Source organism: Priestia sp. Y58 (genome assembly GCF_029522095.1).
Taxonomy (GTDB): domain Bacteria; phylum Bacillota; class Bacilli; order Bacillales; family Bacillaceae_H; genus Priestia; species Priestia megaterium_E.
On sequence record NZ_JAKWFL010000005.1, the window covers coordinates 276,694 to 292,527 of the forward strand.

Annotated in this window: 17 protein-coding genes and 1 tRNA gene; 9 read left to right on the top strand and 9 right to left on the bottom strand. The window is 38.3% G+C overall.

Annotation, left to right across the window (positions count from 1 at the left end):
- Positions 1-11: 11 nt before the first annotated feature.
- Entirely contained in the window at positions 12-1,457 is a 1,446-nt protein-coding gene (locus tag MMB68_RS17215; RefSeq protein WP_221785495.1) for a DEAD/DEAH box helicase, read from the bottom strand.
- A 168-nt stretch (positions 1,458-1,625) separates the two neighbouring features.
- Positions 1,626-1,697 (bottom strand) — tRNA-Val (locus tag MMB68_RS17220).
- 270 nt (positions 1,698-1,967) lie between these two features.
- On the opposite strand from MMB68_RS17220, the gene MMB68_RS17225 reads away from it, so the two are divergent.
- Positions 1,968-2,723, top strand: coding sequence for an arylamine N-acetyltransferase family protein (locus MMB68_RS17225; RefSeq protein WP_221785496.1), 756 nt, complete (start codon positions 1,968-1,970; stop codon positions 2,721-2,723).
- A 27-nt stretch (positions 2,724-2,750) separates the two neighbouring features.
- Here MMB68_RS17225 and MMB68_RS17230 read toward each other — a convergent pair whose 3' ends face one another.
- Complete coding sequence (locus tag MMB68_RS17230) at positions 2,751-3,200, bottom strand: Lrp/AsnC family transcriptional regulator (protein WP_013055467.1); 450 nt, start codon at positions 3,198-3,200, stop codon at positions 2,751-2,753.
- 172 nt (positions 3,201-3,372) lie between these two features.
- Between MMB68_RS17230 and MMB68_RS17235 the strand changes: the two genes are divergently transcribed.
- The gene (locus tag MMB68_RS17235) at positions 3,373-3,993 is read left to right on the top strand and encodes a YitT family protein (protein ID WP_221812982.1); all 621 of its coding nucleotides are present in this window, start codon (positions 3,373-3,375) and stop codon (positions 3,991-3,993) included.
- Between the two features lie 38 nt (positions 3,994-4,031).
- On the opposite strand, the gene MMB68_RS17240 is transcribed toward MMB68_RS17235, so the two are convergent.
- From MMB68_RS17240 to gnd, 5 genes are all read right to left on the bottom strand, one after another.
- Positions 4,032-4,643: a DUF1349 domain-containing protein gene (locus MMB68_RS17240; RefSeq protein WP_221812983.1), complete on the bottom strand. Its 612-nt coding sequence runs from the start codon at positions 4,641-4,643 to the stop codon at positions 4,032-4,034.
- 154 nt (positions 4,644-4,797) lie between these two features.
- On the bottom strand, positions 4,798-6,126 hold the full coding sequence (locus MMB68_RS17245) for a GntT/GntP/DsdX family permease (protein ID WP_116076673.1): 1,329 nt from the start codon (positions 6,124-6,126) through the stop codon (positions 4,798-4,800).
- Positions 6,127-6,394: 268 nt separating this feature from the next.
- Positions 6,395-7,921, bottom strand: a complete 1,527-nt coding sequence (locus MMB68_RS17250; protein ID WP_057239434.1) for an NCS1 family nucleobase:cation symporter-1 — start codon at positions 7,919-7,921, stop codon at positions 6,395-6,397.
- Between the two features lie 278 nt (positions 7,922-8,199).
- Positions 8,200-9,741 carry a gluconokinase gene (gntK, locus tag MMB68_RS17255; protein WP_269870460.1) on the bottom strand — a complete coding sequence of 514 codons (1,542 nt, stop codon included), beginning with the start codon at positions 9,739-9,741 and terminating at the stop codon, positions 8,200-8,202.
- 25 nt (positions 9,742-9,766) lie between these two features.
- Positions 9,767-10,666: a phosphogluconate dehydrogenase (NAD(+)-dependent, decarboxylating) gene (gnd, locus tag MMB68_RS17260; protein WP_269870459.1), complete on the bottom strand. Its 900-nt coding sequence runs from the start codon at positions 10,664-10,666 to the stop codon at positions 9,767-9,769.
- Positions 10,667-10,816: 150 nt separating this feature from the next.
- Here gnd and MMB68_RS17265 point away from each other — a divergent pair, with 150 nt between their 5' ends.
- Both MMB68_RS17265 and MMB68_RS17270 read left to right on the top strand, forming a co-directional pair.
- Entirely contained in the window at positions 10,817-11,662 is an 846-nt protein-coding gene (locus MMB68_RS17265) for a MurR/RpiR family transcriptional regulator (RefSeq protein ID WP_013055460.1), read from the top strand.
- Positions 11,663-11,831: 169 nt separating this feature from the next.
- Entirely contained in the window at positions 11,832-12,311 is a 480-nt protein-coding gene (locus MMB68_RS17270; protein ID WP_025749861.1) for a GNAT family N-acetyltransferase, read from the top strand.
- Positions 12,312-12,436: 125 nt separating this feature from the next.
- Here the strand turns inward: MMB68_RS17270 and MMB68_RS17275 are convergent, their stop codons facing one another.
- A complete protein-coding gene (locus MMB68_RS17275) occupies positions 12,437-12,973 on the bottom strand; it encodes a phosphatidylglycerophosphatase A family protein (RefSeq protein WP_013055458.1) in 537 nt (178 codons plus the stop codon).
- A 173-nt stretch (positions 12,974-13,146) separates the two neighbouring features.
- Between MMB68_RS17275 and MMB68_RS17280 the strand changes: the two genes are divergently transcribed.
- The 5 genes from MMB68_RS17280 (at position 13,147) to MMB68_RS17300 (ending at position 15,760) form a co-directional block, all read left to right on the top strand.
- Positions 13,147-13,533, top strand: coding sequence for a hypothetical protein (locus tag MMB68_RS17280; protein ID WP_269870458.1), 387 nt, complete (start codon positions 13,147-13,149; stop codon positions 13,531-13,533).
- Between the two features lie 129 nt (positions 13,534-13,662).
- Entirely contained in the window at positions 13,663-13,875 is a 213-nt protein-coding gene (locus MMB68_RS17285) for a hypothetical protein (RefSeq protein WP_269870457.1), read from the top strand.
- Between the two features lie 124 nt (positions 13,876-13,999).
- Positions 14,000-14,725 (top strand): alpha/beta hydrolase, encoded by a 726-nt coding sequence (locus tag MMB68_RS17290; protein WP_028412337.1) that lies wholly within the window; start codon positions 14,000-14,002, stop codon positions 14,723-14,725.
- 82 nt (positions 14,726-14,807) lie between these two features.
- On the top strand, positions 14,808-15,320 hold the full coding sequence (locus tag MMB68_RS17295) for a YjcG family protein (RefSeq protein WP_013055455.1): 513 nt from the start codon (positions 14,808-14,810) through the stop codon (positions 15,318-15,320).
- A gap of 5 nt (positions 15,321-15,325) precedes the next feature.
- Positions 15,326-15,760: a GNAT family N-acetyltransferase gene (locus MMB68_RS17300; protein ID WP_013055454.1), complete on the top strand. Its 435-nt coding sequence runs from the start codon at positions 15,326-15,328 to the stop codon at positions 15,758-15,760.
- The last annotated feature ends 74 nt before the right edge of the window (positions 15,761-15,834 follow it).

Genomic DNA, 15,834 nt, shown 5'->3' on the forward strand with positions numbered 1-15,834 from the left:
ACTTCCTTCTGCTATTTAATTGCCTTATGAACTTTTAGTTTCTTTCCTTTAATCGTTTTGTTTTTCATTGCTTGTAACACTTTTGGACCTTTTCCATTCAAAATCTCTACATAAGAGACATTTTCTTGGATCGTAATAATTCCAATATCGTCTGCGGTTACTCCGTCTAACTTTGCAATTGTTCCCACAAAATCAACCGCTCTAATTTTCTTTTTCTTTCCTCCGTTAAAATACAGCTTCATAATGTTTTTATTTAATGACTCGCTTTTATCTTTTTTAACTTCTGGACGCTCATTGATTTTTTCAGTAAAAGCGGATGCTGCCTGCTGTACTTCTTCTTTAGAAGGAGGGGTAGATGTTGGAATTGAAAAACCGATATATTCTTCAATTTCCGATAGCATTCTCTCTTCATAAGGCGTTACAAATGTGATGGCTTTCCCGTTTTTACCGGCACGTCCCGTTCTTCCTGTACGGTGAACGTAGCTTTCTTTTTCTAACGGAAGGTCGTAGTTAATAACGTGTGTGATATTATCAATATCAATGCCTCTCGCAGCTACATCTGTCGCCACTAAATAGCGAAATTTACCTTTTTTGAAATCATTCATAACCTCAAAACGGTCTTCTTGCACCATTGCCCCGTGAATTTTATCACAAGGATATCCAAGATCATCTAAATCGTCTAACAGCGTATTTACCTGCTCTTGCGTGCGGCAAAAAATGATGCAGCTGTCCGGATTTTCTACTGTGGTTACGTCTTTCAGCAGTTCAAATTTACGTTCGTTTTCTACTGATATAACAGAATGGTCAATCGTACTTGTCGTTAATCCGTTTGCTTTGATTTCAATATCAACCGGTTTTTTCATATACTTGCGAGAAAGCTCTTCAATATCTTCAGGAAGCGTAGCGGAGAAAAGCATCGTTACACGCTCACTAGGAAGATGTTGAATAATTGCTTCTACTTGGTCAATAAAACCCATATTTAGCATTTCATCTGCTTCATCAATAACCAAATAACGAATTTTTTCTAATGCAAGCGTTTCTTTTTCTATATGATCAAGCACTCGTCCAGGCGTACCTACAACAATATGTGTTTTTTGCTTTAATTCTACTTTTTGCTTGGCAAACGGTGATTTTCCGTAGACAGCTGCTGCTTTAATTCGCTTAAAACGGCCGATATTTGTAATATCTTCTTTTACCTGCGCAGCCAGCTCTCGTGTAGGTGTTAACACTAAGGCCTGGGGCTTATTTTCTTCCCAGTTAACTAATTCACACAGTGGAATGCCAAAGGAAGCCGTTTTTCCACTTCCTGTTTGAGACTTCACGACAACATCTCTTTCTTCTAGCGCGATAGGAAGCACCTTGCTTTGTACTTCCGTAGGATGATTGTATTGCAGGCTAGAAAGCGCCTTAGCTACCTTGTCACTAAGACCATATTGACTAAAACTTCTTTGATTCATTTTGTACCCTCATTTATTTTAAATTAGTGATTATCTTTATCATGACCTGATGCACTATGTTTCATTATACTTTAATTCTTCTATACGCGCTCAAGATTTAATATAGCATTGATTTGTCAAACAAAAGAGAAAAACCGCTCTCTTATTAATAAGAAAACGGCTTTGGTATGAGCGATGAGGGATTCGAACCCCCGACCCCATCCCTGTCAAGGATGTATTCTCCCACTGAACTAATCGCTCGTGATATGTATTGACTATATTATAGAAAGAGTTATCCAATTTTGTCAACTATTTTTCCATAGTTCCGAAGTTGGAAGGACCGCCGTTACTTTTGATAAAATAAAAACATGCCATAAAGGAGCGTGACGGGATGAAAGTACCAACTTTAAAAATTGGCAGCCGTGTACTTCAAGGATTCGCTTCCAAAAAGACAATTGAAAAAACGCTGTTACATGAACATTCTTCTAGGCCTGAAGACAGAGAGAAATGATTTACTAAGAGGTGTATTTGATGAATATTAATTACTATTTTAGCCGGTTTTTAGCTAAGAGACCAGATAGTCCAACCTATGAAAGCTTAGCCGCTTTACAGAACAAGCATATGCTTCATATTCCGTTTGAGAACTTAGACGTTTTGTCTCAAACCCCTATTATCATTGATTTAGAACGAATTTTTCAAAAAGTAATTGTAAATTTGCGTGGAGGGTTTTGCTACGAATTAAACGGTCTATTTGGCTGGCTGTTAAAAGAAAGCGGATATGAAGTCTCTTACGTTTCAGCTACCGTCAAAAAACCCGACGGCACGTGGACCATTGAAGGAAGTCACGCTACAAACCTTGTAACGATTGAGAATCAGTCTTACATCGTAGACGTTGGATTTGGAGATTCTGTGCGCAAACCAATGCCTTTAAATGGCGAAGTAGTAAGAGATGTAAGCGGCTCTTATCGTATGACAAACGTTGCTGAGCATATGTATGAGTTGCAGCGATGGGAAGATAATGTATGGAAAACACTCTACCGTGTGTCTACGCTTCCTAAGAAACTGACTGACTTTACTCCTATGTGTGAGTTCAATCAAACGTCAGCTGATTCTCCGTTTGTACACAAACGTCTTGTTACGATCGCAACACTTACAGGGCGCATTACCCTCTCCGGTGAAACGCTGACTGTAACAGATGGTGAAAAAAAGACGAAAAGGAACGTTTCAGAAGAAGAAATACCTGATATTTTACAAAATCATTTTTATATTATTAAAGGATTTTATTAATATGTCTTTATACGAAAAACCGGCCTCTTATGGGGCCGGTTTTTGTACAGGAGTAATCATCCTGTTTTCTACAGGCGACTTTAAAATAATTGAAGTATTTACATTTCCATAAGGAATCAGTTCATCCACCAGCATTCGAAGTCCATCCATTCCGGACACGGCTGCTTTGATAAAGTAAGAAACCGGCCCCGTTACGCGATGACATTCAAGCACGTCTTCATTTTGCTCAATAAAGTCTTCAAACTCCTCTGGTTTTCTTTTTAATTCGCTTACTTGAATAAATAGCTGTGTATCTCTTCCTAAAGCTTTCGGAGACACCGTAGCGCTGAAACGCTGGATCACTCCTCGTTCCTGAAGACGCTGCAGTCTTTCTGATACGCTTGGACGGCTAAGAGCCAGCTTTTTTGATAAATCACTAATCGTCATACGTCCGTCCCTTTGCAAAATAGACAATAGTTGTGCATCGATTTGATCCATCCAAACCTTTCCTTTCAAAATGAATATAATAAATAAAATCTTTATTCAAGTTGATAACAGAACAAGTATTATTTCCTTCATTTATACATGTGTTTTCTTTATTTAATATCCTATCATTAAAGTAGATAATTGAAAATGAAAATTCCGAAAAAACAAACAGAGGGGTTTATTTATGCGAAAAGTTTTATGGATTATTCTTGGTTGTACGATTGCAAGTATTGGTGTTCTTATCTTGCGGCACTCTCACGTAGTGACGGGGGGAACAGCTGGTCTGTCTCTCAGCTTGTCGTATGCCCTTCCCTTGTCGTTTGCGGTGATCTTTTTTCTCATTAATATTCCTTTTTATCTCTTTTCCTTCTTTCAAATGGGATGGAAATTTACCGCTACAACTATAGGATCAGTGTCTTTGCTATCGCTTCTCACTTCACTCGATCACTTGCTTCCTTCTTTTACACTTCCTAGCCTGATGGGTGCTGTTACCGGCGGACTAATTGCCGGCCTTGGCTTATCCATTTTATTTATGAACGGAGCTTCTCTCGGCGGTGCTAATATTCTAGCGTTATTCGCACAGCGAAAATTCGGCTGGGATCCTGGAAAAGTGAATTTTTCATTTGATTTTCTTGTCGTGCTGTCGAGCATGTATTCAATTGGACTTTCAAAAGGAATTTTCTCTGTTATATCCATTGCGATTACAGGTTTTGTCATCAGCTACTTCAAGCAAAAAATTGCTTTACGCAATCAACCGACATCCGCTTCTGCCACACAGCCTTTAGATAATGCGCTTTCTAAATAAAAACCACGATTTAGCTGTGGCTAAATCGTGGTTTTTATTTACATTTTTTCTACTTTTATAAAATCAAATTGGGCTTCATACCCTTCTCCTTGAGGACTACAAGCATAAATACCCACTTGAACAGATTCTTTGGTTGAGTTCATTAAGTGAGCGAGTCGGAGCTGAGTCCAAGAATCTCCATCACTTGAATAACAAACGGTGTAATCATCGTTTTTGCGCTGAATTTTAAAATAAAGCGCTGATTTGTTTTGGGTAAAATTTTGACTGGACCAATCTGAGAAGCCCTGGTTGGTTACGACTGCTCCTAATTGGTTAGGACCATCGGGATTGTATTCAACTGACGTTTTGATCCACGTATCTTTTGATACACGAATCATGAGACCTGCTTGATCGTAGCGATTAACTGGATATGTATGCACCTTTGTCATGATTTCAAAGTCGCCTTCTACTTCACGGTAAAGAAAGTGTCCATTGTCCGCTTCAAAGCCATAATGAGTACGCTGCCAAAAATCTGTTTTAGCGTCCGTTTTAATCACTAATCGATTCGTTTCTGTATCAATTTGAAATTGAGCTGGTGGACAATACCAAGAAACGTCTGAATCTAATTTTCCTTCTGAAAAGTTTGTGAAAAATACTAGTTGATTACTCACTCTCTGTCATTCCCTTCTTAGAAGCTATTATTCTTCTATTTCTATTTTGCCATAATTTAACGAATAAAGAAAATATTTTGATTATTTTTCTTGTAAATTCTTTTCTTTCATAAAAAAATAAGACTCTTTTACATAGAGTAAAAGAGTCTTATTTTTAAATTAATGCATTTAGGATAAGTGCTCCTGCAAAAGCAATAAAGGATAGAAGCGTTTCCAGAACGGTCCATGTTTTGAACGTTTCTTTCACTGTTAATCCTAAATACTCCTTCACCATCCAGAAGCCAGCATCATTAACGTGAGAGAACATTAGTGAACCTGCACCCGTAACGATAACAAGCAGTTCTAAGTTAACACCGGACATGTGCTCAATGATTGGTGAGACAATACCAGCCGCTGTTGTTAATGCAACTGTTGCTGAACCTGTAGCAATACGGATTAATCCAGCAATTAAAAATGCAAGTACAAGTGGCGATAGAGATAGATGTTCAGACATTTGACCAATCGTTGTACCTACTCCGCTATCGATTAATACTTGTTTGAAACCACCGCCTGCGCCAATAATTAAGACAATGGATCCTACAGGAAGCAAACATTCTTCCGTTAGTTTTTTAATCACATCTTTTGTCATACCTTGACGTTTTCCAAGCAGGTAAAACGCTGCAAAACAAGCAATTAAAAGTGCAATTAATGGACTTCCTATTAATTCTACAAACTTCACTACGCCGCTTGGCAATCCGTTAATAACAGGTGCTATAGCTGCTAAGACCATTAATAGAACGGGCAGTAAAATGACAAAAAATGAAACGCCTGTACCAGGAAGATCTTTTGATGTTGTCGTAATACGAATTAGATCAGGTTCTCCTTCTGGAATCACTCGTTTGTGAACCCATTTTGCAAAAACTGGTCCAGCAATGACTGCAGCTGGAATTGAAATGATTAATGCGTATAAAAGCACTTTCCCCGTATTTGCTCCGTAAATACTAATAGCTGCCATCGCTCCTGGATGGGGAGGAACGAGACCGTGAACAATTGATAATCCCGCAATAACCGGCAGAGCAATCAATAATATATTTTGTTTTGTCGTTTTATGAATGGAAATAACTAAAGGCAGTAGAATTAAAATTCCTACTTCGAAGAAAACAGGAATACCAATAATGAAACCTGCTACTAGCATCGCCCATGGCAGTCTTTTCACACCGAATATTCTTACGAAATAATCCGCTACCTGCATGCCGGCACCTGAATCGGCCATCAACTTACCTAAAATTGTTCCCAGCGCTAAAATTCCTACTAAGTGGCCTAAAACACCGCCCACTCCCGTTTCGTAAGCGGCAACAATTTTATCCATCGATAATCCAGAAGCAATCGCTAAAAACAAACTTGCAACCGTTAAACTAATAAACGCATGCCATTTAAAAACTGAAACACCTACAATAACAATAACAATTGCGGCAACTGTAATAGCTAATAAGTATGCATCCATCTTGCTTTCCACCTTCCCCTTAAGTAAACGCTTTCTCTATGTAGCAAAAAAGCTCTACACCCTGTAAATTTAAAAAAATAAGTTCAAATCATCGAAATCGTTTACATTAATTATTTTAGAAAACGATTTCATTTTTTTATTACTTAAATTATATGAAAAAAAAATTCTTAAATCAATAAAAAAACTCAAAAAAATTTTATCAATTTTCTTCCATAGAGTTTCAACACATAAAAAAATCCAATCATGTTAATGATTGGATTTATCTTATTTATTTGGTGATGGTTGGATCAGCCGTTTGACTGTCGATAATTGGTTTTTCGCTTGTTTTTAACGTTATTTCTTCATATTCCCCCGGCGCTAATACACTTTTATCTCCTCTCATGAGATACGTATAGGCGATGATAGAAATAAATAGACCAAATGTCCAGGCATTATCCCATAAAAAGCGCAGTCCAGGAATCAGTAAGCCTAAAACAGGTATGGCCACGCCAATTACTAATGCATAAATACCGTTTTTATTAAAACCAGTTGAATAACTATAGCGACCGTTTACCTCGTATAAATCCTTTAATGCCATCTGTCTCCTTCTTACAAGCCAGTAGTCAGCAATAGCGATGCCGTCTATAGGGCCAAGCAGCGCTCCGTATGTTCCAAGCCAGCCGAAAATATAGTTCCCGAAATTAGACATGATGTACCATGGCTGAAGTAAAATAGCAAAAATACCGGTCACTAGCGCCCCCATCGCAAACGTGATTTTCTTTGGATTCAGATTCTCAATTGCACGGGCTGGCGCAACAATATTTGCTCCCACATTAATCGTTAAAGAAGAAAGCACGATAACGATTGTTCCTAAGAAAATGATAAACGGAGGGAATTTAGCTACTAACGCCACTGGATCCCAAATAGCTTCTCCAAATATAACGATTGTTGCTGAAGTAACGGCAATTCCAATAAATGAAAAAATACTCATCGTCAATGGCAAGGAAAAGGTTTGCGCAACCATTTGAGATTTCTGACTTCTAGCATATCGACAAAAATCCGGAATGTTCAAAGCGAGCGTCGCCCAAAAGGCAATAACTCCTGTTAAAGCTGGGAAAAATACGGCTAGAAATTCTCTGGTTGATGTAAATTTAGAAGGCGTAGATAAAATGGGGCCCCACCCTCCCGAGTTTGTATAAGCCCATATGAAAAGAATAATAGCTGAAATACCAATAACAGGAGCCGCAATCGCTCCTAATACTTTAATCGCTTGCGGTCCTTTATATGCCACTCCTACATTTAAAAGCCAAAAAAGAGCAAATACAATGGCTGTATGACCAGCTAACCCATTCCAAGACGAAAACGAAGCGCTTAGCAGTGTATCAATTGCTTCCGTTCCAATCCATGTATTAATTCCAAACCACCCAGCAGCCACAATGGCCCTAGCCAGTGCTGGGATATGTGCTCCTTTATCTCCAAACCACAGGCGGGCAAATACTGGATAAGGAATGCCAAACTTGGTTCCAGCGTGAGAATTAAGCAAAATAGGAATAAGAACAATAACATTTCCTAAAAAGATTGTACCAATTGCTTGCCACCAGTTCATTCCAAGCGTCATCATTCCGCTCGCCATTGTGTAAGCTGGAATACACAGACACATCCCAATCCAAAGCGTGGCAAAGTTAACTCCTTTCCAAGAATGCTCTTTCATCGTAGTCGGACGTAAATCCTCATTCCAAAGGTCACTGCCGCTCAGCTGATTGTGCGTCTCATCTGTGAGCGTCACAATTCCATCTTGCTCAATTTGTGTTTTCATTCATAAAACCCCTTTTCATAAAATAAGTTCATTCCAAAAAACAAATTTTATTTGAATTTTCTGAAATATAAAGGCGTTTGTGACGATTCCTTCTAGTATGTGATAAATACTAACGTTATCCCTTATTATATTTAATGCGAAACGGGGATACACTGGACAAATTGTAACATTATTTGAAGGAACTTTTATATATTGTGTAGTGTCAACTCTTTTGATTGTTAGATAACCTAACACACAAAAAATCATCGCTTGAAAACTTCAAGCGATGATTTTTGAACTTAATGTACGTATTTTTTTTGAAAAGCCGTAATGCTTTCGTATTCTTCTTTAAATAAGCGAGCCAAACGAATATAGATAGCCGTTAACTCTTTATATACTTCACTGTTTTCTTTAATTGGATAATGATGATTAGTCGCTCCAACCATATCAGAAACAACGTTTAATGAGTCAACTTCGCCAAGGCTATATAAGCCAAGGATAACTGCTCCTAGACATGAACTTTCAAAACTTTCCGGCACGGATACTTCTTGGTTAAAGATATCTGCCATCATTTGACGCCAAAGTGCGGAACGTGCAAATCCGCCTGTTGCCTGAATCTTTGTAGGCTCTCCAATTAACTCTTCAAGTGCCAATAATACCGTATACAAGTTAAAAATAACGCCTTCTAATACGGCACGAATCATGTGTTCTTTTTTATGATGCAAACCTAGGCCGAAAAATGAACCTTTCGCATTTGCATCCCAAAGCGGCGCACGCTCTCCTGAAAGGTATGGGTGAAACAATAAGCCGTCTGCTCCCGGTTTCACTAAAGCCGCAATATCCGTTAATACTTCATACGGATCTTTTCCAAGGCGTTTAGCTGTTTCTACTTCGGACGCTCCAAACTGATCACGAGCCCATCTAAAAATCATGCCTCCGTTATTTACAGGGCCGCCAATTACCCAGTGGTCTTCTGTCAACGCATAACAGAAAATACGACCTTTGGGATCAACTACTGGCTTGTCAGTCACTGCTCGAATCGCTCCGCTTGTCCCGATCGTCACAGCAACAACGCCTGGTTCAATTGCATTTACGCCTAAATTTGATAATACACCGTCGCTTGCGCCTACAATAAAGGGCGTATCTTGAAGTAAATGCATGTCAACTGCAAGCGCTGGGTTTAACCCTTTTAACTGATGCATGGTTGAAACAGGAGTGGATAACTGATCGGTTGTAACACCTGCTACTTTAAGTGCTTCTTCATCCCACGCAAGATTTTTCAGATTAAACAAACCCGTTGCTGATGCAATCGAATAGTCGATAACATATTCGTTAAACAACTTAAAGAATACATACTCTTTAATCGAAATGAACTTATGTGTTCCCTTCACTAATTCAGGCTGTTCATTAGAAAGCCATGTTAGTTTGGAAAGAGGCGACATCGGATGAATAGGCGTACCCGTACGCAAATAAATCTCATGACCATTGTATTCATTTTTAATTTTTTCCGTCCATTCTGCACTTCTATTATCCGCCCACGTGATACATTTTGTCAGCGGTTTTCCCTGCTGATCAACGGCAATAACACTGTGCATAGCTGAGCTGAATGAAACGCATAAAATATCCTCAGGTTTTACATCGCTCGTTTTTACAACCGTTTGAATGGTACGTACAACTGCTTGAAAAATTTCTTCAGGATCTTGCTCAGCCATCGCGGGCGTCGGCGAGTATAATGGATACTCAATCCCATGATTCGCAATGACTGTACCGTCTACTGAAAACAATACAGACTTTGTACTCGTTGTTCCGATATCTACACCTATTGCATATTTTTTGCTCATGCTGCTGTCCCCCTACTTTACTACTTTACTTATTTACAACACCGTGGCCGCCGAATTCATTTCGAAGTGCTGCTACAACTTTTCCTGTAAATGTATCTTCCTCTAATGAACGATAGCGCATCATTAGCGATAAAGCAATAACAGGAGTTGCCGTTTGAAGATCAAGGGCAGTCTCTACGGTCCATTTCCCTTCGCCAGAAGACTGCATGATCCCTTTAATACTGTCTAGTTTAGGATCTTTTGAAAACGCATTTTCTGTTAGTTCCATCAACCAAGAACGAACAACAGATCCGTTATTCCAAACGCGCGCTACGGCTTCATAGTCGAAATCAAACTGACTTTTTTCCAGAACTTCAAATCCTTCAGCAATGGATTGCATCATTCCATATTCTACACCATTGTGAACCATTTTTAAAAAGTGACCGCTTCCACTTTTACCTGCGTACATAAATCCATTTTCTACGCAAATATCATTAAAAATCGGTTCAATTGTACGGAATACTTCCGCATCTCCACCGATCATTGTACACGCTCCGTTTCTCGCGCCTTCCATTCCGCCGCTTGTCCCTACATCAAAGAAGTAAATACCTTTTTCCTGAAGATCATGAGCACGTCGAACAGATTCTTTATAATTAGAGTTTCCTCCATCTATTATAATATCTCCTTCTGACAGAAGTTCTTTTAGTTCTGTAATAACATTTTCCGTTACTTCTCCAGCCGGAACCATAATCCATACAACTTTAGGTGAAGGAGGAAGTTCATTGACTAACTCTTCAACAGTAAAGGCGCCGGTTGCTCCTTCATTTGACAGTTTTTCTACCGCTTCTTTATTTACATCATAAGCTACTACTTCATGATGGTTGTCCATTAAATTTAATGATAAATTATATCCCATTTTTCCTAAACCGATTAATCCAATTTTCATTTTACAAACTCCCTTTGAAAAAAAATTTCACATTACCTCCATTATACGAATTATTTTTCATTTTGCAATCGTTTACAAGAAAATTTTTTTCACTCATATTTTTGTGCTATACTCTTTTTACTACTAAATTCGTGGAAAGGAACATCAGTTATGACGCAAAATTGCTTAGGAAAAATTCGTTCTCACTATGCTAGATTCAGTGAAAAAGAGAAAAAAATAGCAAATTATATTTTAGAACAGCCGGAACAAATTATTCACAGTACCATTAACGAAGTGGCAGACGATTTAAATGTAGCTGATGCAACAGTCTTTCGCTTTTGTAAACGAATTGGCTTCAAGGGCTATCAAGCGATGAAAATAGCGCTGGCTGCTGAAATTATGACGCCTATTCAGCAGATTCACGAGGAAATTGCTGAAACGGATAATGAAAAAACGATTGCTGAAAAAATCTTTCGCTCCAATGTGCGAACGCTTGAAAATACATTACAAATACTAGAAAGCAACGCTATTGAAAAAGCTGTCAAACTTCTTATGAAGGCGGATAAAGTTCAGTTTTATGGCACGGGTGGTTCTTCCGTAGTGGCTATGGATGCTTTTCATAAATTTGTTCGAACAGGAATTAAAACGTTTGCATTTATTGATTCCCACTTCCAGCTTATGTCCGCTTCTCAATTAACAAAACAGGATGTAGCGGTAGTGATTTCTCATTCTGGAACAAATAAAGACACGATGAACATTTTAAATACAGCAAAAGCGAACGGTGCCAAAACGATTGGTATTACGGGTTTTCCAAAATCTCCATTAAGCCAAAATGTCGACGTTTCTCTTTATACGAGTTCAGAAGAAACAGAATATCGATCTGAAGCTCTTGCCTCGAGAATTGGACAGCTAAGCCTCATTGATGCTTTGTACGTTAATGTAATGATTGCGAATAAAGATGCCTCTAAACACTCGCTTGAAAAAGTACGCGATGCCATTGCTGAAACTAGAATTTAACGTTTCGCTCTTATATATTCCTCAACTATAACACCAAACAGAGCATAGAATATATGCTCTGTTTAGTGCAGTTCTTCGCTTAAAATTTTCGGATTTTAATTCTCATTTAACATTTTCTAAGTTGCTACATATGATAAAGCACAACTTTTAAAAAGTAGGTGAAGTGTGTATGGAGATTATCTATCGCACTGCAAAACTCGATGATTATACAGAAGTAAATAAAATATTAGGGGAATCACTAGAACTCCACGCAAATGCGCTTCCTTCTATGTTTGATAATCAGATGGCTGTTTTATCTCCGGAACAATATCAAGCTACTCTTTATTATGCAACCATTGATATTCTTGTAGCTCAATATCGAAATCAAATTATTGGGGCGTCTGTTGTTGAATTAAAATATAACCCTCCCACTACATTAGCTCCTCTTTCCTACACAGCGTACATCCAATATTTTGGCGTTAAGAAAGGCTTTCAAAATTATGGTGTAGGAAAAAGTCTTTTTTCTGCTACGAAACAGTGGGCTGTACAAAAAGGAGCAAATGACCTCCAGCTTACCGTATGGGCATTTAACGAGAAAGCACGTGCTTTCTATGAAAGTCTTGGGCTGAAAAACTTAAGCTACCTTATGACTACTTCACTACAGCCATAAATCGTTCCATTAACGGAGACTAGACACGCAGGTGATACGTGCCTAGTCTCCGTTATTCAAATAAAAGACTAAATCATTTCGACGTGTTAATTTACGCAGCTTATATACATACTAAAAGAAGTTCATTACGTAGCCGGATTGCCTTCTTGCAGCTGTTCTTGTTCATCACGCTGACGGTGAGCTAAACGACTTGCCGCACTAGAAGCTACGCTCGCTACTAAATCATCTAAAAAGGTATTAACTCCTTTTTCTTTTTTACAGTCCAGCTTTTCAATAATGCCTACTTTTACTTTATCTAAATAGCCAAAGGTCGTAACAGCGATACTGCCATAGGTTAAAACGGCACCTAAAGCAATCGTTTCGTCAACACCAAACAACCCTTCGTCTTGTTCTACAATACTTTGAAGAGGTTCTGATAATTTATTTTGCTCAGCTAACTTATCAAGTTCGATTCCAACTAGAAGCGCATGCTGAATTTCTCTTTTTTGCAGTACTCTTTCTACGCTTTCAGCGCATTCCTGAATGGTTAGAGCCGGATGATAAGGAAGCTGTAAATCATACACAATTTCAGCAATATCCAAAACTGTTACGCCACGCTCTTCCAGCAAATCAAATGTTGCCTTTGCTACTTCTTTGCTCGTTGGGATTTTTTTCGCTGTCATGTCTCTCTCTCCTTTTCAAGTTGTTGTCTCTCTTTATATTAAATTCGATGAAAGGCGCTAAAAACCTTTTTTGTTTCATCCACCTGAATTCATAAACTCGTCACATATCTCTTTAGGCGCTCATTACATTTACTTGCTATAATAAAATTATCGAATCAGGAGGTTTGTCTACTGTGGAAGAAAAACAAAGTAAATTTAGCAGAGGCTTATTATTATTCTTCATTGGCGCAACAGCCCTTTTCTTTATCGTCTTAATCGTTCTGTTCCTTATGTCTACGTTTGGAAAAAGCGAAAAAGAAGCCGTAGCTCTTCTAGCGGGGAATCACTACGCTATCGTTAAGGAAGAGAATTCATATACTCTTTATGATCAAAAAGAAAACAGGCCTATTTTAGAAGATGTAAACGGCTATTTCGGTGCTCGCAATATCCGAAGTTATGTAAAAAATGACACAGAATTGGTTTCCATTGATGAAAAAGAAGAAGAATATACGAAGAAGCCGCTAAAAAAAGCCAGCCAAGCAGAAAAAGCTATGTTTAAAAAAATGAAAAAATTAGATTAACGAAAAGAGGCTTGGACAAAAGTAGTGGAGCCGAAGTGAAAAACGAATCATTAATCAAACTGTTTGATTAGTGGTTCGTTTTTTTGTTAAAGTAGACGCAGATTTTATCTCTTTCGTTCCTTCTAGCAGTTGATTGGAGGGCAAGGCGAAGACTCCTGCGGAAACAGCGGAACAGGTGAGACCCCGCAGGAGCGCAAGCGACGAGGAGGCTCACCGGCCGCCCGCGGAAAGCGTAGTCTTGCACGGAAATCAACTGCGGTCGAGCAAGCTGTCCAGATTCTATATCCAGATTGTTCGTGTTTAGATGAAAGTCATTTCGTTATGTCCCAGCTTCTTTTTTAGCAACGTATGCCTCTTTCTCGTCATTCGCTAAAAAATTCGTTACAATAAAATAAAGAACGGTTATTAGAAAATGTGTTACAATAAAGGTAACGCTTTCATTCAAATGCATAGGAGTCGATTATTCATGTCAGAAAGTAAGCGGAAGTTAGAAGAAATTTCTTTTTATAGTGACGCACTGCAAGAAGATGTCACGTTACTAGTCTATTTGCCGTCAAACTATTCTACGCTCTATAAGTATTCCTTACTTATTGCCCAAGACGGAAAAGATTATGTTATGTACGGACGTACACCTCGTTTAATCGATGATTTAATGAACGAGTCAGAAATCGATCGTACTATTTTTGTTGGAATTCCATATAAAAGCGTGGAAGACAGACGCGATAAGTATCATCCAGAAGGAAAGCAGGTAGATGCTTACATTCGCTTTTTAGCACATGAACTTGTGCCATTTTTGGATAAAACATATCCTACATATCAAATGGGAAAATCACGTGTTCTAATTGGTGATTCACTTGCTGCTACAGTTTCACTGCTGACGGCCATTGCGTACCCTCACACGTTCGGGAAAGTAATTATGCATTCTCCTTTCGTGAACGATGCTGTATTACAAACGGTCAACTCATTTGCTTCTCCTTCACTTCTTGATTTGTATCATGTTATTGGAACGGAAGAAACGGATGTCAAAACAACACAAGACGGTATATTGAACTTTATTGAGCCTAACCGCCTGTTGCACGAACAAATGAAGCAGCGTGGATATTCTGTTTTCTACGAAGAATTTAATGGAAATCATACGTGGAAATACTGGCAAAAAGACGTAAAGCGGTCGCTTCAATATATGTTGAAGTAGAAAGATATCATATTTTTTGAAAATTTGTTATAATAAGCTCGCTTTATACATATTTTATGATCTTACTTTGGAGGGATTTTTTATGAAATTTGGCGTTGTACTTTTTCCATCTAAAAAATTGCAAGATGTAGCGAATTCTTATCGAAAGCGCTATGATTCTCACTATTCATTAATTCCGCCTCATCTTACATTAAAAGAAGTCTTTGAAGCTACAGAAGACCAAATTGATGAAATTGCGGCTAACTTGCGTAAAATTGCCGAAGAAACAAATCCATTTACATTAAATGTAACGAAAGTAAGCTCATTTTCACCAGCCAATAACGTTATTTACTTAAAAGTGGAACAAAAGCCAGAACTAACGTCACTTTACAATAAACTTCATGAAGGCAATCTCGAACAGCCAACTGAGTATTCATTTATTCCGCATATTACAATTGGTCAACGCCTTTCAGATGATGAGCACTTAGATGTGTATAGCCAGTTGAAGCTTGTAGATGTCGCTCATGAAGAAACAGTGGATCGCTTTCATTTAATGTACCAGCTTGAAAATGAAACATGGACTGTGTTTGAAACATTTCGTCTTGGAAAGGGATAAGTTACGTGAACATCAAAGTACTAACGAACAAACAAGATCATTCTGATGCTTACTTCGTACGTCAAAAAGTATTTGTAGAAGAACAGCAGGTTGATGTAGAGCAAGAAATCGATGAATACGATTCCGAAGCCCTGCATTTAGTTGTATACAAAGGAACTGCGCCAATTGGGGCAGGGCGCTTCCGTATGGTAGAGGACTATGGAAAAGCTGAACGAATCTGCGTTCTTTCTTCTTATCGAAAAGACGGTGTAGGAAAGCTTTTGATGGATAAGTTAGAAGAGCTCGCAGCAGAGCATGAGATTGAAAAGATTAAGCTGCATGCTCAAACGCATGCGGAAGGATTTTATAAAAAGCTAGGCTACGTAACGGTTTCAGGTGAATTTATGGATGCTGGAATTCCACATGTAGAGATGGTAAAGAAACTAAGTAAAAAACACTAGGAATTGAACCTAGTGTTTTTGCTTTTTTAAAGGATAAGAACCTTCGCTTTGCTTATACTAATACCTAATCATGT